Origin of the sequence: Cognatishimia activa (assembly GCF_001458335.1) — a bacterium.
Lineage (GTDB): Bacteria > Pseudomonadota > Alphaproteobacteria > Rhodobacterales > Rhodobacteraceae > Cognatishimia > Cognatishimia activa.
Map to the genome: position 1 here is coordinate 60,848 of NZ_CYTO01000002.1, position 18,482 is coordinate 79,329.

The window sequence follows — 18,482 nt, forward strand, 5'->3', positions numbered from 1 at the left end:
GATGACCGGACAAGGTCGGATCACGGCGGTCTTAGGGCCGACCAACACGGGCAAGACGCATCTCGCCATTGAAAGGATGCTTGGGCATCGCACCGGTGTGATTGGCCTGCCTTTGCGCCTACTTGCGCGGGAGGTCTACGATAAGATCGTTGCGGCGCGCGGACCCCGGGTGGTGGCACTTGTCACAGGAGAAGAGCGGATTGTGCCGCCCAAAGCGCAATATTGGGTCTGTACGGTCGAAGCGATGCCCGAGGGCATGGGCTGTGACTTTCTCGCCGTAGATGAGATCCAGCTTTGTGCCGATCCCGAACGGGGACATGTCTTTACCGATCGGTTGCTGCGCGCGCGTGGTTTGCATGAAACGATGTTTCTGGGTGCTGATACAATGCGGGGTACGATCTCTGCATTGGTGCCCGGTGTGGAGTTTATGCGCCGCGAACGCATGAGCACGCTGAGTTACGCTGGCAGTCGCAAGATCAGTCGGATGCAGCCGCGATCTGCCATCGTCGGCTTCTCCGTTGATAATGTCTATGCAATTGCGGAACTCATTCGCCGCCAGAAGGGTGGTGCTGCTGTGGTGATGGGCGCATTGAGCCCACGCACGCGGAACGCGCAGGTAGAGCTCTACCAAAATGGAGATGTGGATTACCTGGTCGCCACAGATGCGATTGGCATGGGGCTTAACCTAGACATCGACCATGTCGCCTTTAGTTCGACCACGAAATTTGATGGGCGACGGATGCGAGAGCTGATGCCCAACGAGTTGGCCCAAATTGCGGGGCGCGCTGGGCGAGGGATGAGTCACGGAACCTTCGGGGTGACAGGTGAAGCGCGCGCCTTAGATGACGGTGTTGCGGATGCGATCATGAACCACAGGTTCGCGCCGCAGAAAAAACTGAACTGGCGTAATGCATCGCTGCAATTTGGCAAAGTCGAAGCGCTGATTGCATCGCTTGAGGAAGTACCAAACGACGAACTTCTTATGAAGGCCAGAGAAGCGGATGATCTCTCGGTTCTCAAGACCCTCGCGCAAGACGTTGAAGTCCATGCGCGTGCGTCTGACGCGCCATCCGTACGTTTACTTTGGGATGTCTGCCGTATTCCGGATTTCCGTGGCATTAGTCACAATGAGCACGCGAGTTTGCTTCAGGGTATCTTCGGCTACCTTCATGAGCGCGGCCGAATCCCTCGGGACTGGTTCGCGCGCCAAGTTGCCCGGATCGACAAAATCGACGGAAATATCGATACGCTATCCAAAAGATTGGCATATATCCGCACATGGACCTACGTGGCGCAGCGAAATGGTTGGATTGACGACGAAAATCATTGGCGTGAGGCGACTCGCGCGGTAGAAGATCGCCTGTCAGATGCTTTACATGAAAAACTGACGGAAAAATTTGTGGATCGCCGGACATCGGTTTTGTTGCGGCGGCTCAAGCAGAAGGAGGCCCTTTTGGCCGAAGTAAATGATAAGGGTGAAGTGACCATCGAGGGTGAATTCGTTGGTCGCTTAGAAGGGTTCCGTTTCCAAGCAGACAAAAGCGCTGAAGGGGCAGAGGCGAAGACATTGCGTCAGGCCAGCCTGTCAGCACTTGCACCGCAATTTCATCTGCGGGCGGATCGGTTCTATAACGCGCCCGATACTGAAATTGATTTTACCGAACAAGGCGGCCTGATGTGGGGCGAACACGCGGTTGGCAAATTGGTGGCCGGCAGCGATCCCCTGAAACCATCAATCACCGTTTTCGTTGATGATGAAGCAGGTCCTGATGTCGCTCAAAAAGTAGAGCGCCGCTTGCAGCATTTCATCGACCGCAAGATTGCTGCTCTGTTTGAGCCGCTTTTGAACCTGTCTCGTGACGAGGAGCTCAATGGTCTCGCACGTGGTTTTGCGTTCCGCATGGTTGAAGCGCTGGGCGTGATCCCTCGGGGTGACGTGGCACAGGAAGTAAAAGACCTCGACCAAGACGCACGCGGCACATTGCGCAAGCACGGCATCCGCTTTGGTCAGTTCACAATCTTTATGCCGCTTCTATTGAAGCCAGCGCCAACCCGTTTGCGTTTGGTTCTGTGGTCTCTGTCCAAAGGGTTGGATGTGTTCCCTGAATCTCCACCTCCGGGTCTGGTGACTGTACCAGCGGGCGAAGGTGCGCCTGAAGGTTACCACGCTATGGCGGGCTACCGCGCGGCTGGTGAGCGCGCGATCCGTATCGATATGCTGGAACGCTTGGCAGATATGCTGCGGACTGAAGACAGCCGTGGGGGCTTTGAAGCCAACCCGGATATGCTGTCCATCACCGGCATGACGCTGGAACAGTTTGCAGCACTGATGCAGGGTCTGGGCTATAACGGCGAACGCGGAGAGCGTGCAAAAGTTAAAGCGCCAACTGAAGCACCTGCTGCGGACGCTGAAGCTGCAGATGCGCCAGCTGCCGAAGCTGTTGATGCAGACGTTGTGACTGAAGCACCGGCTGAGACCGAAGCAGAAGCACCTGCGGAGCCTGAGGTAGAGGTGTTCTTTACCTTCACTTGGGGTGGCCGCCGTCAGAACAATAACCGTGGTCGCCAGCAGCAAGGTGGGCGTCGCGAAGGTCAGGGTAAACCGGGTGGCAAGCCGCGCGGTAAGCCGAAGGGCAAAGGCAAGCCACGCAATGAGGGCGCAAAACAGTTCTCGGCACGGCCTCCGAAGAAGGAGAAAGCCATTGACCCGGATAATCCATTCGCAGCCGCGCTGATGGGTCTGAAAACCAAGTAGGGCCTGAACCAATGAATAAGAAAAAGGCGCGGCTTTTTAGACGCGCCTTTTTTAGTTGTTAGGATTTGTATCGTGACTGACCAGCCAGCAAAAATCCGCGTCGACAAATGGCTTTGGTATGCCAGGTTTTTCAAAACCCGGTCTTTGGCTGCTAAGGTCGTCAGTGGCGGACATGTCCGCGTCAACGGACAGAAGATTGCAAAATCAAGCCATGCCGTTGGCCCAGAAGATGTGCTGACCTTCCCGCAAGCCAAAGAAATCCGAGTCGTGCGCATTTCAGCTTTGGGAACCCGACGCGGACCTGCGCCGGAAGCCCAAGCGCTCTACACTGATTTGACAGAACGCAAAGAAAAACAGCCACGTGCCCCCAAATATGAAGGAAAAGGTCGTCCGTCGAAGCGAGATCGTCGCAGTCTGGATAATATGAAAACAAGCCGTCTTGAAGATTAGGTCTTGGTGAATTAGCTAAGCATGCGCGATCTGGGCATAGCCAAAGCGTGATTAAAGACAGTGTTCTAGGAAATCAAAGTACCAATGACTTACGTCGTCACAGATAACTGCATTGCGTGTAAATACACGGATTGTGTGGAAGTGTGCCCTGTGGATTGCTTCTATGAAGGGGAGAACACATTGGTGATCCACCCTGATGAGTGCATTGATTGTGGCGTTTGCGAGCCAGAATGCCCTGCAGATGCGATCCGTCCCGATACCGAGCCGGATATGGAGGACTGGGTTGAATTTAATCGCAAATATTCTGAAATCTGGCCCGTGATCATCAGCAAAAAAGAACCGTTGCCTGGACATGAAGAAAAAGATGGCGAGCCAAACAAGCTCGAGAAGTATTTTTCACCAAATCCAGGTGAGGGTGGTTAAAGCAAGCGATTCGCAATTGTTGCGGTTGATTCTGCATCGCAGAATTAGCTTAAGGCACTGAAAACACTGAGGTAACACTGCGTTTCTGTGTGTTACGCTTCTATTGATGCCATTTTTGTGATATATTTATGTGACATAGATATATGACCAACCGATGCCATCCCGCCGGCTGCCGCCACGGATGGTTTTTTGCGCCAGAGCTTGTCGACCCGGCGGAACATGTTTTCCGCTAGGGAGTTTTTTGCTCTGACGCGCTCTGTAAGGAAGGACTGCATGAGCAAATCCAAGAAGAACGAATTCCGCCCGAACGATTACGTTGTTTACCCTGCACATGGCGTTGGGCAGATCGTCTCGATTGAAGAACAAGAAATTGCCGGCATTGAGCTAGAGCTTTTCGTGATCTCTTTTGAAAAAGACAAAATGACTCTGCGAGTTCCGACCCATAAGGCGACCGAAATCGGTATGCGTGGGCTGAGCTCTCCGGACGTGATCAACCAAGCGATGAAGACCCTGAAGGGTAAAGCGAAGGTGAAGCGCGCGATGTGGTCCCGCCGCGCGCAGGAGTATGAACAAAAGATCAACTCTGGTGATCTGATTGCGATCGCCGAGGTGGTCCGTGATTTGCACCGCACCGATGATCAGCGCGAGCAAAGCTATTCTGAGCGTCAGCTGTATGAAGCGGCGCTTGAGCGTCTGACTCGCGAAGTAGCTGCGGTTGCTGGCGGCGACGAAGTGCTTGCGGCGAAGCAGGTTGACGAGGTGTTGACCGCGCGCGCAGCGTAATTCGGCCCTAAAACTGATTTAGACCGCGTTCCTTAACATGAAGGAGCGCGGTTTTTCTTTTGGCGTGGCGCCTAAGCGGGGCTCTCCATGACAACGACCAGCATGACGGTTTCGGTGTTGGCTTCATAGAAATGGCTAACATCGGCTGGATAGCGGTAATAATCGCCGGGTCTTAGGGTTTCTGCTGCATCATCCGGGCCGATTGAAGCCTCCCCGGAAATCACAAAGACATGTTCGACGGTTCCGGCGGGGTGGGCCTCAGCGCGCCGTGGCTGACCCTTGGTGATTGTTGCGCGATAGAGGTCACGGCACCGATTTGGCGGGCATTTATCTAAAACGATGGTTTCGAAGTCAGCATCCTCGGACGGGACTTGTTCACCCTCTCCGGCACGGACCAGTTTGACCTCATTGCTGGGCAACTCAAAAAGGTGGCTAAAAGGCACGCCCAGCACCTCGGCGATGGCCCATAGCGTTTCAATACTTGGGTTTCCTTGCCCGGATTCCAATTGAGACAACGTGGATTTCGCCAAACCCGCTTGGTTTGCGAGCGCCGTGAGGCTGATGCCAGCTTTGTTGCGCTCTCTTTGAATCGCGCGGGCAATGAGGGTTGATGGGTTCACGTTTGCTCTCGGCGGTTGTTCGTTTTGGCGATCATAGTTCGATTTGACAAACGCAGCAATTGTGTTCAGTTTGGCGAACAGTGTTCGTTTTGGCGGTCAATGATTCCATGATTGAGACGCGAAAAGAGATTAAAGATGCCCTTCGGGATGTGTTTCCCGTTGCGAGTGCAATCGCGCCATACTCGGCCGTGTTTGGCGCTTTGGCGATTGATCAGGGGCTGAGTCTGACCGAGCTACTGGTCACATCCGCAAGCATCTATGCTGTGGCGAGCCAATACGTCATGCTGGATTTGATGTTGGAAGGCGTCGCGCTTTGGTCGATCTTGCTTGCAGTTTTGGCGGTGAACTTTCGCCATGTGCTTTATTCTGCGGCGTCTGTGCGGTGGCTTGATCAGTTTGGGCCAATGCAAAAGGCCTTGGCCTTCTTTTTGTTGGTGGACCCTCAATATGCCACATGCGAGGCGCGCCATACAAAGACGCCAATCACGCCGACCTATTATTTCACCTATGCTGCGTGCGTTTACATCGCTTGGATGATTGCGAACTTGCTGGGAGCGTTGTTTGGGCCCCTATTAGGAGATACGAGCCGTTTTGGTTTGGATTTGATTTTGCCGATGTTCTTTGCAGTATTGGTCTTTGGGTTCCGCCAAAAGCCAAGGTTCTTTGCAATTCTGTCGGTGAGCGTAGCGAGTTCACTCCTTGTTTACTTCGTCTTGGGCAGTCCGTGGCATATCACGCTTGGTGGCGTTTGTGGGATCCTTACGGCTGCCGCCCTGAGTGAAGGCCCGCAAAGCAAAGAGGTGGCCCATGGCTGATCCTTATCTCACAATATTTCTGTGCGCATTGCTGACCTACGGTGTACGCAGCGGAGGACATCTCTTGATGACCTATTTCGGCACGGTGCATCACCGCATCGAGGCGGGGCTGAACGCGGTGCCGATCGCTGTTCTTTCGGCCTTAGTCGCGCCAACCGTGGTGACAGAGGGCTGGCCAGAAGCCGTAGCCATTGTGCTGGTGTGTTTGCTGTCGCTGCGTTTTTCCATGTTGCCATCTCTTGCGCTTGCCGTGCTCGCATTGGCCATGATGCGCCAGATCGCCGGTGTCTAGGCGAGGATCATCAAAGCAATGATCATTGCGAATTGCTGGCTTGCTCCAAGTACATCTCCTGTCTGACCACCGATTTTGATATCGGCCAATTTGGCGGTCGCGGCGGTGGCAACGGCAAGTAAGACAGCGATTTTGAATGCGACCCATCCAAGGCAGAACAGCGCAACCACAAAGCCAATAGCCACCGCGATTGCCGCTGAATTGAGGGGCGGGCGACCTTGCGCGTGGGACAGACCGTCTGATCTCGCGTGAGGCAGGGCATGCATGATTGAAGGCATGACCGCTCGGCTGAGGGTCTCGATGGCCAACAGAGACCAGAACCAGTTGTCGGCTGCAATCAGCGCGGCAATGAGAAGCCAGCGCAAACCGATTGAGAGAACCAAGGCAAGCACGCCATAGGTTCCGATTTGGCTGTCCTTCATGATCTCAAGACGCCGTGGTTTTTCAAAACCGCCCCAGAACCCATCGGCGCAATCAGCTAGTCCGTCCTCATGCATGGCGCCGGTCAGGACGATGGTTGCGCCGATCCAGAGCGCGGCTGCGACGGGTGCTGACAAGCCAACCCAAAGACCAATCATCGTGATCAGCCCTGCAATCAGCGACACGGCTATGCCCGCAAGCGGATATGCCCAGGCCGCTTTGGCGCTGCGATCAAACTCGGCCTTCAAGGGAATACGGCTGAGCAACGCAATCGCGGTGCGAATATCCCCCAACGTCACAACCGACATGTCGTGCTTTTGCATTTGCATGTCCTTTCCGGGCTTGTTCCATGCGTTCTATCAAGTAAACAGCTTGGCAATGCCGACACAACAGGAGCCGATCATGAGTGCCGCTTTTTCTAACTTCGAGGAATTCCGAGCGCTGCTGGATGCGGCCCCATCCGCGGATGAATCTGCGCTAAAAGGCGCACAGGATCGCAATGGTCAATTGACCAAACCGCCGGGCGCTTTGGGGCGACTGGAAGAGTTAGCGATCTGGTATGCGGGTTGGCGTGGCGATGCGCGGCCCAAGATCGAAAACCCACAGGTGATTATTTTTGCGGGCAATCATGGCGTGACGGCACAAGGTGTGTCTGCATTTCCGCCTGAAGTGACCGAACAGATGGTCTTGAACTTTCAGCACGGCGGCGCGGCCATCAATCAATTGTCCAATGCCGCAGGCGCAAAGCTTTCGGTGCATGCTCTGGAATTGGATCTCCCGACGGCTGATTTCACCCAAGGCCCCGCGATGAGCGAGCAAGAGGCCGTCGATGCGCTTCTGACCGGTTGGAACGCGGTTGATGCTGAAACAGACCTGCTTGTGGTTGGTGAGATGGGGATTGGAAACACCACCTCCGGTGCGGCGATCTTGAACGCCCTTTATGGCGGCGAAGCTGAAGACTGGGTTGGTCGTGGGACCGGCGTGGATGATGCAGGACTTGCGACTAAAGCGCGAGTTGTGCGCGCAGGGCTTGCGGCAAATCCGGATCGTGCAGGGCTCGAAGTCTTGCGCGGTGTCGGTGGCCGTGAATTGGCGGCCATGGCTGGCGCGATTGCAAAAGCGCGTGTCGCGCGCATCCCGGTGATCTTGGATGGGTTCATTTGTACGGCAGCTGCGGCGACCCTAGCCGATGAAAACCAAACCGCTCTGGACCATGCAGTTGCGGGCCATGTTTCTGCTGAAAACGCCCATTTCAACGCGCTTAAGAACCTTGGCAAAGAGCCGCTTCTTGCGATGGATATGCGTCTAGGCGAAGGCTCTGGCGGGGCGTTGGCAATCAATATTCTGAAATCCGCAGTGGCCTGCCACTCTGGCATGGCGACCTTCGCAGAAGCTGGGGTGTCTGACGGCTGATCACTCAGCCGCGTTAGACTTTTCCAACTGAGTTGTGAGGAGGGTCTGCAGGTCTTCCTCCAATTCTTGCACTCGCTTTACATAGTCCGGGTTCTGCGAGGATGGTCGCGCCGGATCCCAAAGCAAAGCAAGTTCACGTACGGCGTGCCGGTCGTGGTGGTAGAATGTCTGTTCTGCCTGACTGGCCTCGTATTCCGTGAGACCAATGTTTTCCAACACATATCGGCCTGCACGCAGACTACTGTCAAACATCTCGCGCACGATGTCGTCCGCGCCGGCTTGGAAGAGTTTAAACACTTCGACCCGATCGCGCGCCCGGGCGACGATGTGTAAGTCAGGTCGCTCTCGGCGTGCGTAATCCACAAGCTTTACGCAGGCCGCTGGGTCATCCAAAGCGACAACCAATACACGCGCTTCGCTTATGCCTGCGGCATGAAGCAATTCGGGGCGCGTTGGGTCGCCTAAGAAACCTTTGACGCCGAACTTTCGCATGGCTTGAATGGTTTCCATATTGTGGTCCAATACCACGGTGTCATAGCCGGACCCGCGGACGAGGCGGTTGACGATCTGACCAAATCTCCCAATGCCTGCGATGATTACCTGACCCGTTTCATCAATTTCATCTGCGGCGGTTTCGGATTTCTCTTCATGCATGCGGTTTGACAGCATGTCGTACAAAATGAACAAGAGCGGTGTGATCAGCATGGAAAGTGCGACCACCAACAGAAGTGTCTCGCTAAGGGGTTGCGGAAGCACATGTTGCTGGACTGCGAAGGATAACAGCACAAAGCCAAACTCACCGGCTTGGGCGAGACCCAGTGCAAAGAGCCACCGGTTGCGGCGTCTCAACTTGAAGAGCAAGCCAAGCCCAAACAGGATCAGCATTTTTATGGCTATGACGGCGAATGTCAGGCCGAGGATGTTGAACGGATCGGCGATCAGTTTGTTGAAATCAATCTGAGCACCCACCGTGATGAAAAAGAGCCCCAATAATAGCCCTTTGAAGGGTTCGATGTCGGCTTCTAACTCATGGCGGAACTCTGAGTTCGCCAGCACGACCCCGGCGAGGAAGGTGCCAAGGGCAGGGGACAGGCCCACCAATGTCATCAGCATCGCGATGCCAATTACGATAAGCAATGCGGTGGCGGTGTATATCTCGCGCAGATGAGCGCTTGCGATGAATTTAAACAGCGGGCGGATGAGGTATATCCCCGCCAAAATCACGGCGACAATAGCCGCAAGCGTGACGAGTGTGACGCCCCAAGCGGGCAAGCCTTCGACGAGCGACAGCGAATGATGGCTATCATGGGCTGCATCGGAAGGCCGCGCCACTGATCCATCGGGCGCTAGGGTGACCGTGGCTGGCAAAGCGAGCAGGGGCAAGAATGCGAGCATCGGAATAACTGCGATATCTTGAGTCAACAAGACCGAGAAGGTCGCCCGTCCGCCGGACGTCTGCATCAGACCTTTCTCTGCAAGGGTCTGCAGAACAATGGCGGTTGATGAAAGTGCGAAGATCAAACCGACTGCGAGAGAGACACTCCATTGATAACCCAAGAACAACATGCCGCCAGCAATGGCCAATGTGGTTAGCGTGATCTGCAGCCCACCAAGCCCAAGTAACTTATGGCGCATGTCCCAAAGCGCTCGGGGTTCAAGCTCTAGGCCAATCAAAAACAGCATCATAACCACGCCGAATTCCGCGAAATGCTGAAGATCGGTGGTTTCGCTGCCCCCAATAAACCCAAAGATCGGTCCGATCACGATGCCCGCGATGAGGTAGCCAAGCACTGAGCCCATGCCAAAGCGCACAGCCAAGGGGACTGCCAATACGGCGGCGCAAAGAAACATGGTGGCTTGTATCAGGAAACTTTCCATCGGTGCTCCGGGGGTAAGTCGTTTGGATCAGGTCGGCAGAGGGGCGTCGTGTTTGAATTGATCCATCACGATTTGGCTTTGCACGCGGCTAACTGCAGGATGGGGCAAGAGTACCTCGTGGATCAAGGCGTTAAGCGCTTGAAGGTCTGCACAATAGACCCGCAGCATATAATCTGCCTCTCCTGTCAGCGTCCAAGCACTGATCACTTCAGGCCGGGTATCGATGAGGCGTGCGACGCTGCGAGAATTGTCAGGGGCGTGGGTGCCGAGCTGTATTAACACAAAGGCTTGCACATTTAGCCCCAGCCGATGCGGGTCAAGTTTGGCTGCGTAGCTTTTGATATAGCCTTCCGCCTCTAATCGCTGGCGACGGCGACCCGCTTGGCTCGGGGACAGATGCAGTAGCTCCCCGAGCTGGTTTGCTGTGAGGTGCGCATCTTTTTGCAAAGCTGCAAGCAGTCTTTTGTCCATTTCATCAAGCATTATGCGCAACTTTCGCGTCAAATGTGTCTGTTCGGTAGAAGTTACGCGAAAAATTCACGTACCGCACGTGAATTCGCGGATTTTACGCTCTGCGCGGTCGTTAGGGTCGATTCAGCGAACATGATCACCCAAAATAGGAGCATCTTATGGGCCCGTTTCCACATAACGCACCCCGCGCTGAGATCACCGAAGAAAACCCAGCAGGCACCGATGGCTTCGAATTTGTCGAATTTGCCCACCCGGATCCCGAGGAGCTGCGCGCGTGTTTTACGCGTATGGGCTATACTCACGTGGCCAACCACAAGACCAAAGCGGTGGAGCTTTGGCAGCAGGGCGATATTACTTACATCCTGAACAATGAACCCGGTAGCTTTGGCATGCGCTTTGTGGACGAACACGGCCCTTGCGCGCCGTCGATGGGCTGGCGTGTCGTTGATGCAAAGCATGCATTTGATCACGCGGTGGCGAACGGAGCAGAACCATACGACGGTGACGATAAAACGCTCGATTGGCCTGCAATCAAGGGCATTGGTGGCTCATTGATTTACTTCACCGATCAGTACTTTGACACATCGCCTTTCAATGAAGAGTTTGATTGGATCACGTTGTCCAAGCCTGCCGGCGTTGGGTTTTACTATTTGGATCACCTGACCCACAACGTTTTCAAAGGGAATATGGATACTTGGTTCAAGTTCTACGGGGACCTGTTCAACTTTAAAGAAATCCGCTTCTTTGACATTGAGGGCAAATACACGGGTCTGCTTTCTCGCGCATTGACTAGCCCATGCGGTCGTATTCGCATTCCGATCAACGAAGATCGCGGAGAAACTGGCCAGATCGTTGCTTATCTGAAGAAGTATAACGGAGAGGGCATCCAACACATCGCGGTCGGTTCCGAAGACATTTACCAATCCGTGGATAGCATCGCTGACAAAGGCGTGAAATTCATGCCCGGACCGCCAAAGACCTACTACGATCTCTCTTATGATCGGGTCACCGGTCATGACGAACCCAAAGACAAGATGATGAAACACGGCATCTTGATTGATGGGGAAGGCGTCGTCGATGGCGGTGAAACGAAGATCTTGTTGCAGATTTTCTCAAAGACCGTGATTGGCCCAATCTTTTTTGAATTCATACAACGCAAGGGCGATGACGGGTTTGGAGAAGGGAACTTCAAAGCGCTGTTTGAAAGCATTGAACAGGAGCAAATCGACAATGGCGAGCTCGATGGAGCGGTGAAAGCCGCTGAGTAGGGTTTTCAGATGCTTAACCGAGGAAGTCGGCGGGCTTTTTTGCCCGCCGTTTTCTTTAGCGCAGGACCATGACGTTGCACTTTGCGTGACGCACCACACGCGCTGCTGTCGAGCCGATCAGAAAGTCACTGAATTCTGGCTGATGAGACGTAATGACAATGCATTCACAATTCTTACGGTCAGCATAATCCAGAATGCTGCGATAACTATGACCCGAAACCACGACAGGCGTAACATCCGCCGCATCCCCGATTTCGTTTCTCAGATCATTCTCCGCTTCAATGACACGATTTTTATAGATTTCATGCGGAATCTGCGCGGCGACGAATTCTGGGATTTCATCAAGCACCGTAAGTGCGATGATCTCCGCGTCTTCACTAGCCAATTTCCGAGCCGCCGCTATGGCGGGTTTTTACGAAGTCGCGTGATCTGGCGCGATGGGAACGAGAATAGAGTTGTACATGACTGACCTCCATAGTTTCCGGATACATCTGTGGGCACAAAAAGTGAGAACACGGATGCGGTATGGAGTCAGATTAAGGTCACTGGCCCCAAACGACTTTGATCCAAGTCAGTTTTGCTTTTTTAGGAATTAGGGTGTTTTTGGTGCGTTAGCCCCGAGGCATCTTCAGTACAATCGTCCGTCCGCCTTTGACGTAACGCAGTTCTGAATTGCTGATTGCGGCTACTTTGCCGCCGTCGATCCGGTCTCCGACTTCGACCTTTTTATAGCGGCCACTCGACAACCGAACGAGCGCGCGGCGGTCATTTGATGCGCCATAAACCCCGATGAGATTTACCTTGCGCAGGTTAATCGCGTTCTCTTGGGTCGCGTTGCGCGCCACCGAGGCAGTCGTTGGTATGCTGGGCGCAACCCGTTCGGTTCTTGGCACAGCGATTGAGGCCTGGCGTTCTTGTTGCTGTTTTACGGTCGCAGCAAAATTAGCAGGGCGGCTTTTCGGACGGATCGATGCAAGGACCGCTTGATCTGTCGCAGCCTGAATGTCGCTTGGATCGATCGACGCGACTTGCACAGATGGCTCTGGGCGTTCCGGGCGCAGTTTTGGGCGAATACGTGCGATTTCAGAAAGGGTGCTACCCCCCAATGTTGCGCGCTCGTTTTGTTCGATCAAATCGGTCGGGCGCAGCTTCGGTCGGAACGCTGCCAGTCGAGAGACCTCACTCGGGGTTTCTACAACTTCTGTCTCTTCCTGAACCTCGGTTCTGACGGGGAACGACGCAGGCACCACAGCAGGCTTGCCGAGAAAGACCTTGAAACCTTCAGGTGATAAAGCACCGGCTGCTGTTGCAATCACCAGACCCTGCTCATCGAACTCAAACGTGACACCAGCAGCGACTGGGTCCAGTTGCCGAGCAATTGCTGTGTCCACGCCAAAGCTTTCCGGTGTTGGCAGAGCGATGGCGTCGTGGGTTTGTTGCATCGGCTCAAAGCTGGCCAGATAGATGGCCTCGGAGGTCTCGCTGTTTGGGGATACAGGTTGCGATGGCGCTCGGTCCCAGATTCCCGTGGCGGCGTAAAGCGCGTCCCCGCCTGGTGTGAGGACCGCTGCGTCTAGGACAGGATCGATCAATATGCCTTCATTGTCGTCCATCGCTTCGATTTCGGCGGTGTCGGTAATCGTATCGTTAGAAACCGGTGGGAGCGCGGTCGTTTCAAACTCTTCCGTGGTTTGGCTATCGAGTGGGATCGTGTCGATAGTTTTGCTCGGCGAAAAGAAACCGGTCACGCCATCTGTAGAAGACAACGATGCCCAAATCGCGACGCCGGCCATGAATGCCAGAAGAATGATGACCAACACCGCGCCTAAATAACGCGGTTTTCCCCGAACGGTTGGTTCGCTTTGGACCGTCTTGATTCCTTTCGCAAGGCCATCAATATGTGTGTTGGTTTTGCCGACCGTCGCAGGCCCAGTTGGTGCGACACGGTTGTCAACCTCGGTTGACCGAGCTGCACCACGCGCTCGTGGTTCGCTCGACGGCTCTGGGCGGTTTTTAAGGCCCGCTATGAGCGTCGCTGGGTCAAACCGAGGCTCCTGGGCCGCGAGAGGGTTGTCTGGTTCTGCGGCGGCGTCGAGCGGATCTGGACCATTCGTTTTGGGCCTTTCCGAAACGTCCGCGCCACGCGTCGCTCCGCCAAGTTTCGCTGCCGTCGCGCTCTCCTCGGCGTTTGTCGATGGAGTTGCGATCAGGCGTGAACTTGCGAAAGACGGAGCAGGTTCAGGAGTGGTTTCCGGAAGTGGACCTTCTGACACGACAAAAACGGGTGTATCATCTGGGCTTACGTCATTCGCGTCATCGACGAGAGTTTGAGCATTTGGCGTTGTGCCAAAGAAAGGCTCGGCATCGAACTGATCAGCGCGCGGAATAGATGTGAAGCTAACCGGCTGGAACCCATGTTCCGTTGCAAAATCCAATGCCTCACCCAGGGTTTCTCGTGCCACAGCGGCTATCTGAACACCGCCATTTGTTTCCACGAAATCATAGGCGAGTTCGTCCAAAGCGTATGGCGTAGCCGATTCCAGAGCTTCTGCGATAGCCGCGTCTTGGTCACCAGTCACATCATCGAGCGTTAGGTATTTGATTTGGTCATTCGGAAGGATGATCTTGCACAGCGCATCGCCACCGGCATGATCTTCGCCCAAGCCGCGCAACTCTGATAGAGCGCCATTGAGGTCCGCATGCTCCAAAGGCACATCGCCAAGCTGGTGCCAGCCCCCGTCGACTCGACACAGGAACTTGATGCCGTCAAGCGAGAGGGACAAGGCATAGTCTGGTTTCATAGTTTGGCTCTACCACTCGTGCGCGACAGGCAAAAGAATTCGCCCGCTATGGGCTGGATTTATAGCAGGAAATTGCCGAAGGGGAAGAAAAAGGCCCTTATCCCCAAGCATTTTAGCCGACAAGGTCTTAGTTTGGAGGAAAGTCAAAAGCGGAGGGAGCATTTGATGCAGATCCTGAAGAATTTTGCGGTTGTGGCCGCGCTAAGCGTTCCTGTTATGGGTGAGGCGGGGAGATCGCCGTGCAAGGGCGAGGTGTTGTGGAGCAGGCGCCGGATATGGCGGTGATCACCTTGGGCGCACGCTACCAAGCTTTCACAGCACGTGAGGCCATGGACGAAGTAAACAAACGTACCCAAGCCGCACTGGCAATTATGGAGCGTTTGGGTGTGGAACCGCGCGATATGCAAACCGGCAGCCTCTATCTAAATCCGGTTTGGGAACACGGGAATAACCGTATCGACGTAGCGCGTATCAAAGGGTATGAGGCGGGCAACCAGATGACCGTCCGAATTCGGGACCTCGAAATCCTTGGCAAAGCGCTGGATGAGATGGTCAGCGATGGGGTGAATGCGTTCAATGGTTTGAGCTTTGGTTTGCAGGACCCAAGCGAAGCAATGAACGAAGCCCGCCGTAAAGCGGTGGAAGACGCCGTGGCGAAAGCAACGCTTTACGCCGAAGCAGCTGGTGTCGAGCTTGGCGATATTAAATCTATCAATGAAGGCGGGATTTCGATGCCGCAGCCGCGTTTTATGGCGCGCACTGAGATGGCAATGGATTCTGGAGTGCCCATCGCCTCTGGAGAGCTTTCCACGCAGGCGATAGTTTCAATTGTGTTTGAGATTGCTGAAGATTAACAAAAAAGGGCCGCTTTGATAGCGGCCCTCAGACATTCAAAATTGGGATTAAGCGGTCGCTTTGGTGAGCGCCTGATCCAAGTCTGCAATGATATCATCCGCATCTTCAATGCCGATAGACACGCGTACCACGTTCGGGCTTGCCCCAGCCGCTTCTTGCTGCTCTGGGGTCAGCTGGCGGTGGGTGGTGGACGCAGAGTGGATGATCAAAGAGCGTGTGTCGCCCAAGTTCGCTACATGGCTAAACAGCTCAAGGCTATCCACCAGTTTCACACAGGCGTCATAGCCGCCTTTCACCGCGAAGGTGAACAGTGCGCCAGCCCCTTTCGGGCAGATTTTATCGATGCGACCGAAGTAAGGAGAGCTCTCAAGCCCAGCATAGGTGACATAGTCGATGCGGTCATCATTCTCGAGCCATGTAGCTACTTTCTTGGCATTCGCGACGTGCTTGTCCATGCGCAGAGAAAGCGTCTCAATACCCATCAGAGTATAATGAGCACCCTGCGGGTTCATGGTCATGCCAAGGTCACGCAGACCGACGGCGATTGAGTGGAAAGTGAAGGCCATTGGGCCAAGCGCCTCACCAAAGCAGAGGCCGTGATAGGCAGGCTCTGGTTTAGACAAGGATGGGAATTTGTCGTTCTGCATCCAGTCAAACTTGCCGCTGTCAATGACTGCGCCACCGGTCACGGTACCGTTGCCGGTCAGGTATTTGGTGGTGGAATGCACAACCAATGTCGCGCCCAGCTCGATGGGGTTACAGAGGTAAGGAGTCGCGGATGTGTTATCCACGATCAGCGGGATGCCTGCTTTGTCCGCAATGGCTGCAATCGCTGGAATGTCAGTGATGTAGCCGCCCGGGTTGGCGATGGATTCACAGAAAACTGCACGGGTGTCGTCATCAATCGCTGCGGCCACCGCTGCTTCATCGTCAAAGTCTACGAATTTCGCGGACCAGCCAAAGCGTTTGATGGTTTGGCTCAGCTGAGTAACGGTGCCGCCATAGAGCTTGGTGGACGCAACAACGTTACAGCCCGGACCCATCAGCGGGAAAAGCGCCATAATCTGAGCCGCGTGACCGGAGGAACAGCAAATGCCGCCCGCCCCGCCTTCTAGATGAGTGATGCGTTCCGCCAGTGCTGCAACCGTTGGGTTGGTCAGGCGGGAATAGATGTAACCAACTTCTGCAAGATTAAAGAGGTTGGCCGCGTGTTCAGCATCACGGAACACAAAAGCGGTCGATTGATAAATTGGGGTTTGGCGCGCACCCGTTGCTGGGTCAGGGTTAGCGCCTGCATGAATTTGCAGTGTTTCAAATGCAAGCTTGCGATCTTCAGACATTTATTCCTCCAGAGCAGTATCCTCAGAAGGTGTAGAGTGCGTACAGCGTCCAATCAACGAAAAGATCAATTCAAAGCTTAGCGCATCCAATATCCATTGCGGCGCAACTTATTCCGAATGGCCTGTTCTTTACGCGGAAGCTTCTCGCGATCAAACAATGCGCGCGCTTTTTGCCCGCGTCCGTGGTAAATCATGAACTTAAAGGGGTCATATTGCTTAAGGACCCGTTTGATATCGTTTGCTGCGGTTACTTGTTCTAGTGCTTCCACCACATGATCTGCCTCACGCGCATATAGAAGGGGTAGCAATCGGTAATGGCAGGTGATCGCGCCATCCATCAAACCAGTTGGCAGCGCATCACGCCCGCCGCCAAAGGAATGGATCACAAGGGGCAGGGCGATTTGGTCAAGCCATGGGGTTAGTTTTTGGCTGGCCAGCTCTTCCGGTGTGTCATCACGGATGGACAATGCATATTCCAGATACCTCTCTCCAAAGGCCACCGGGCATTTGTAGAAGAAGAAGCCGGCATTGAAATAGAGATAGCGGCGCCAATACTCGTCTGGTTGTTCCGGGTCGAGCGAGCTTTCAAAGTCCAAGCCAAACCGATCATAGAGTGCTTTCCATATACCAGCGTAGCCTGGACCATAGAGCGGGGGGGTGGGCCAGGTGCCTTCGACCTTCAACGACGCGCCGGGGCGTTCAAAATCAAAGGGCACGCGCGATAGATCGCCGGTGATAAGCGTATCCGTATCTAAGAAAAGAAACGGCTCGCCCTCGGGCAGGGCGAGCAATGCTTCGATCTTATTTCCGTTTGGATAGTCAGCGCCGAAATGGTTGCTCGGAAACGTAATGACTTCGCCGCCTAGTTTTTCAATCAGGTCACGGGCGTTTTTGTTGTGAATTTCCGGGGACTTCTCCCAAAGCGGCCCTTCGCTCGGTTGGGCGACAAAGACCTTGCCTTTGAATTCAGGGGCATTTGCCCGCAAAGAGGCCAGTAGCAAGATTGCTTCATAGGTCAGTCGACCTGCCTGACCGATTAGCAATAGGTTAAAGGTCTGAGGGGCTGCCAACTGGGTCATTTTTTTGATCTTTGCTCGATTGTTTAAAAAAACCTTACAGAAAAAACACCTTTTGCGCCAAGATAGTTTCAGCGTTGATGGACTCATTTGGAGAGGCGGAGGTTTTTTGTGCGTATATTAAGAGTGATTTGTTTGGCATTGGCTGCAGGTCCGGCTTGCGCACAAGATCGTGCTGCGGAAGATCAAACACCAACCGGCAAGTTTTTGAATGCCACAGAAGTGAAGCCGATCCTCGGGGCAACGAAATCAAGTTGGATTGCGGTGCGTGAATGGGAAGGGCAGGACCTGATCTATTTTACGCATCTCTTAAGCTGGCGCTGTGGCCTTTATGAGATCCGGTATTCGGTTAATGGTGGTGCGCAAAAGTCTTGGCCATTCCCGGATTGTGATGCGGCAACCCATGCGGTTGGCGTTATTCCTGACGGGGCAGACATATATACGGTGCTTCCGTTGAAGTCAGTTCAGACGGTGACGATTGAACTGCTCTATGATGACCTTAGCACGGAGAGCGCTGAGTTTCAGCGCAACGCGGTTTTGATTCCTTAGGACTTGCTTAGGGTGAGGGTTGAGCTCGACGCGATTCCGGAGAAATCCGGGCCGATTCCGGGCGAAAAATCAACTTCTAGGCATGCGAGTCTGTGGATAACGCAACAAAAGGCCCAGGAGAGTGGGGGCAGTGCTATTGTTTTCTTACAGATCAAGAGGCTTGATCTCTTTTATTTGCTTTAAAAACAATGATTTATGAGTTTTTTGAAGGAAATGTGATTTTTCCTGAAAAAACCTCTTGCGGCTATGGTGAGTTACTCTTAGAACCCCCTT

At 54.1% G+C, this 18,482-nt stretch carries 18 protein-coding genes; 10 read left to right on the forward strand and 8 right to left on the reverse strand.

Features of this window, described 5'->3' with window-relative positions; translation table 11 throughout:
• The first annotated feature begins 1 nt into the window (after position 1).
• The 4 genes from TA5113_RS00420 to TA5113_RS00435 all read left to right on the forward strand — a co-directional run bounded on the left by TA5113_RS00420 (position 2) and on the right by TA5113_RS00435 (position 4,411).
• The gene (locus TA5113_RS00420) at positions 2-2,755 is read left to right on the forward strand and encodes a helicase-related protein (RefSeq protein ID WP_058313303.1); all 2,754 of its coding nucleotides are present in this window, start codon (positions 2-4) and stop codon (positions 2,753-2,755) included.
• A gap of 72 nt (positions 2,756-2,827) precedes the next feature.
• Positions 2,828-3,205 (forward strand): RNA-binding S4 domain-containing protein, encoded by a 378-nt coding sequence (locus TA5113_RS00425; RefSeq protein WP_058313304.1) that lies wholly within the window; start codon positions 2,828-2,830, stop codon positions 3,203-3,205.
• 84 nt (positions 3,206-3,289) lie between these two features.
• Complete coding sequence (gene fdxA, locus TA5113_RS00430; protein WP_058313305.1) at positions 3,290-3,628, forward strand: ferredoxin FdxA; 339 nt, start codon at positions 3,290-3,292, stop codon at positions 3,626-3,628.
• A 273-nt stretch (positions 3,629-3,901) separates the two neighbouring features.
• Positions 3,902-4,411: a CarD family transcriptional regulator gene (locus TA5113_RS00435; RefSeq protein WP_058313307.1), complete on the forward strand. Its 510-nt coding sequence runs from the start codon at positions 3,902-3,904 to the stop codon at positions 4,409-4,411.
• Between the two features lie 71 nt (positions 4,412-4,482).
• Here the strand turns inward: TA5113_RS00435 and TA5113_RS00440 are convergent, their stop codons facing one another.
• Positions 4,483-5,031, reverse strand: coding sequence for a helix-turn-helix domain-containing protein (locus TA5113_RS00440; RefSeq protein ID WP_058313308.1), 549 nt, complete (start codon positions 5,029-5,031; stop codon positions 4,483-4,485).
• Between the two features lie 107 nt (positions 5,032-5,138).
• On the opposite strand from TA5113_RS00440, the gene TA5113_RS00445 reads away from it, so the two are divergent.
• Together TA5113_RS00445 and TA5113_RS00450 are read left to right on the forward strand one after the other, a co-directional pair.
• The gene (locus tag TA5113_RS00445; protein WP_058313325.1) at positions 5,139-5,846 is read left to right on the forward strand and encodes an AzlC family ABC transporter permease; all 708 of its coding nucleotides are present in this window, start codon (positions 5,139-5,141) and stop codon (positions 5,844-5,846) included.
• Complete coding sequence (locus TA5113_RS00450) at positions 5,839-6,138, forward strand: AzlD family protein (protein ID WP_058313309.1); 300 nt, start codon at positions 5,839-5,841, stop codon at positions 6,136-6,138. Before TA5113_RS00445 ends, TA5113_RS00450 begins: the two co-directional genes overlap by 8 nt.
• Here TA5113_RS00450 and cobS read toward each other — a convergent pair.
• Positions 6,135-6,881 carry an adenosylcobinamide-GDP ribazoletransferase gene (gene cobS / locus TA5113_RS00455; protein ID WP_058313326.1) on the reverse strand — a complete coding sequence of 249 codons (747 nt, stop codon included), beginning with the start codon at positions 6,879-6,881 and terminating at the stop codon, positions 6,135-6,137. The two genes, TA5113_RS00450 and cobS, sit on opposite strands and share 4 nt — an antisense overlap.
• Before the next feature lie 79 nt (positions 6,882-6,960).
• Between cobS and cobT the strand changes: the two genes are divergently transcribed.
• On the forward strand, positions 6,961-7,971 hold the full coding sequence (gene cobT / locus TA5113_RS00460; RefSeq protein ID WP_058313327.1) for a nicotinate-nucleotide--dimethylbenzimidazole phosphoribosyltransferase: 1,011 nt from the start codon (positions 6,961-6,963) through the stop codon (positions 7,969-7,971).
• Here the strand turns inward: cobT and TA5113_RS00465 are convergent, their stop codons facing one another.
• Positions 7,972-9,849, reverse strand: coding sequence for a monovalent cation:proton antiporter-2 (CPA2) family protein (locus TA5113_RS00465; protein WP_058316563.1), 1,878 nt, complete (start codon positions 9,847-9,849; stop codon positions 7,972-7,974).
• Between the two features lie 27 nt (positions 9,850-9,876).
• Positions 9,877-10,332: an Lrp/AsnC family transcriptional regulator gene (locus tag TA5113_RS00470; RefSeq protein WP_058313311.1), complete on the reverse strand. Its 456-nt coding sequence runs from the start codon at positions 10,330-10,332 to the stop codon at positions 9,877-9,879.
• A gap of 146 nt (positions 10,333-10,478) precedes the next feature.
• On the opposite strand from TA5113_RS00470, the gene hppD reads away from it, so the two are divergent.
• On the forward strand, positions 10,479-11,588 hold the full coding sequence (gene hppD / locus TA5113_RS00475; protein ID WP_058313312.1) for a 4-hydroxyphenylpyruvate dioxygenase: 1,110 nt from the start codon (positions 10,479-10,481) through the stop codon (positions 11,586-11,588).
• 55 nt (positions 11,589-11,643) lie between these two features.
• Here the strand turns inward: hppD and TA5113_RS00480 are convergent, their stop codons facing one another.
• Together TA5113_RS00480 and TA5113_RS00485 are read right to left on the reverse strand one after the other, a co-directional pair.
• On the reverse strand, positions 11,644-11,973 hold the full coding sequence (locus tag TA5113_RS00480) for a universal stress protein (RefSeq protein ID WP_258953909.1): 330 nt from the start codon (positions 11,971-11,973) through the stop codon (positions 11,644-11,646).
• Between the two features lie 226 nt (positions 11,974-12,199).
• The gene (locus tag TA5113_RS00485; protein WP_058313314.1) at positions 12,200-14,389 is read right to left on the reverse strand and encodes a hypothetical protein; all 2,190 of its coding nucleotides are present in this window, start codon (positions 14,387-14,389) and stop codon (positions 12,200-12,202) included.
• 239 nt (positions 14,390-14,628) lie between these two features.
• Here TA5113_RS00485 and TA5113_RS00495 point away from each other — a divergent pair, with 239 nt between their 5' ends.
• Positions 14,629-15,243 (forward strand): SIMPL domain-containing protein, encoded by a 615-nt coding sequence (locus tag TA5113_RS00495; protein ID WP_131726464.1) that lies wholly within the window; start codon positions 14,629-14,631, stop codon positions 15,241-15,243.
• Positions 15,244-15,291: 48 nt separating this feature from the next.
• Here the strand turns inward: TA5113_RS00495 and TA5113_RS00500 are convergent, their stop codons facing one another.
• Complete coding sequence (locus TA5113_RS00500) at positions 15,292-16,584, reverse strand: O-acetylhomoserine aminocarboxypropyltransferase/cysteine synthase family protein (RefSeq protein WP_058313316.1); 1,293 nt, start codon at positions 16,582-16,584, stop codon at positions 15,292-15,294.
• A 77-nt stretch (positions 16,585-16,661) separates the two neighbouring features.
• Positions 16,662-17,663 (reverse strand): GT-B fold glycosyltransferase domain-containing protein, encoded by a 1,002-nt coding sequence (locus TA5113_RS00505; protein WP_058313317.1) that lies wholly within the window; start codon positions 17,661-17,663, stop codon positions 16,662-16,664.
• 108 nt (positions 17,664-17,771) lie between these two features.
• Between TA5113_RS00505 and TA5113_RS00510 the strand changes: the two genes are divergently transcribed.
• Positions 17,772-18,209, forward strand: a complete 438-nt coding sequence (locus tag TA5113_RS00510) for a hypothetical protein (protein WP_082625758.1) — start codon at positions 17,772-17,774, stop codon at positions 18,207-18,209.
• The last annotated feature ends 273 nt before the right edge of the window (positions 18,210-18,482 follow it).

Bases quoted from the DNA above. Each gene is read 5' to 3' on its own strand.
- TA5113_RS00420 (WP_058313303.1), top strand. From the start codon at position 2: ATGACCGGACAAGGTCGGATCACGGCGGTCTTAGGGCCGACCAACACG.
- fdxA (WP_058313305.1), top strand. From the start codon at position 3,290: ATGACTTACGTCGTCACAGATAACTGCATTGCGTGTAAATACACGGAT.
- TA5113_RS00435 (WP_058313307.1), top strand. From the start codon at position 3,902: ATGAGCAAATCCAAGAAGAACGAATTCCGCCCGAACGATTACGTTGTT.
- TA5113_RS00445 (WP_058313325.1), top strand. From the start codon at position 5,139: ATGATTGAGACGCGAAAAGAGATTAAAGATGCCCTTCGGGATGTGTTT.
- TA5113_RS00450 (WP_058313309.1), top strand. From the start codon at position 5,839: ATGGCTGATCCTTATCTCACAATATTTCTGTGCGCATTGCTGACCTAC.
- cobS (WP_058313326.1), bottom strand. From the start codon at position 6,881: ATGCAAAAGCACGACATGTCGGTTGTGACGTTGGGGGATATTCGCACC.
- cobT (WP_058313327.1), top strand. From the start codon at position 6,961: ATGAGTGCCGCTTTTTCTAACTTCGAGGAATTCCGAGCGCTGCTGGAT.
- TA5113_RS00465 (WP_058316563.1), bottom strand. From the start codon at position 9,849: ATGGAAAGTTTCCTGATACAAGCCACCATGTTTCTTTGCGCCGCCGTA.
- TA5113_RS00470 (WP_058313311.1), bottom strand. From the start codon at position 10,332: ATGCTTGATGAAATGGACAAAAGACTGCTTGCAGCTTTGCAAAAAGAT.
- hppD (WP_058313312.1), top strand. From the start codon at position 10,479: ATGGGCCCGTTTCCACATAACGCACCCCGCGCTGAGATCACCGAAGAA.
- TA5113_RS00485 (WP_058313314.1), bottom strand. From the start codon at position 14,389: ATGAAACCAGACTATGCCTTGTCCCTCTCGCTTGACGGCATCAAGTTC.
- TA5113_RS00500 (WP_058313316.1), bottom strand. From the start codon at position 16,584: ATGTCTGAAGATCGCAAGCTTGCATTTGAAACACTGCAAATTCATGCA.
- TA5113_RS00505 (WP_058313317.1), bottom strand. From the start codon at position 17,663: ATGACCCAGTTGGCAGCCCCTCAGACCTTTAACCTATTGCTAATCGGT.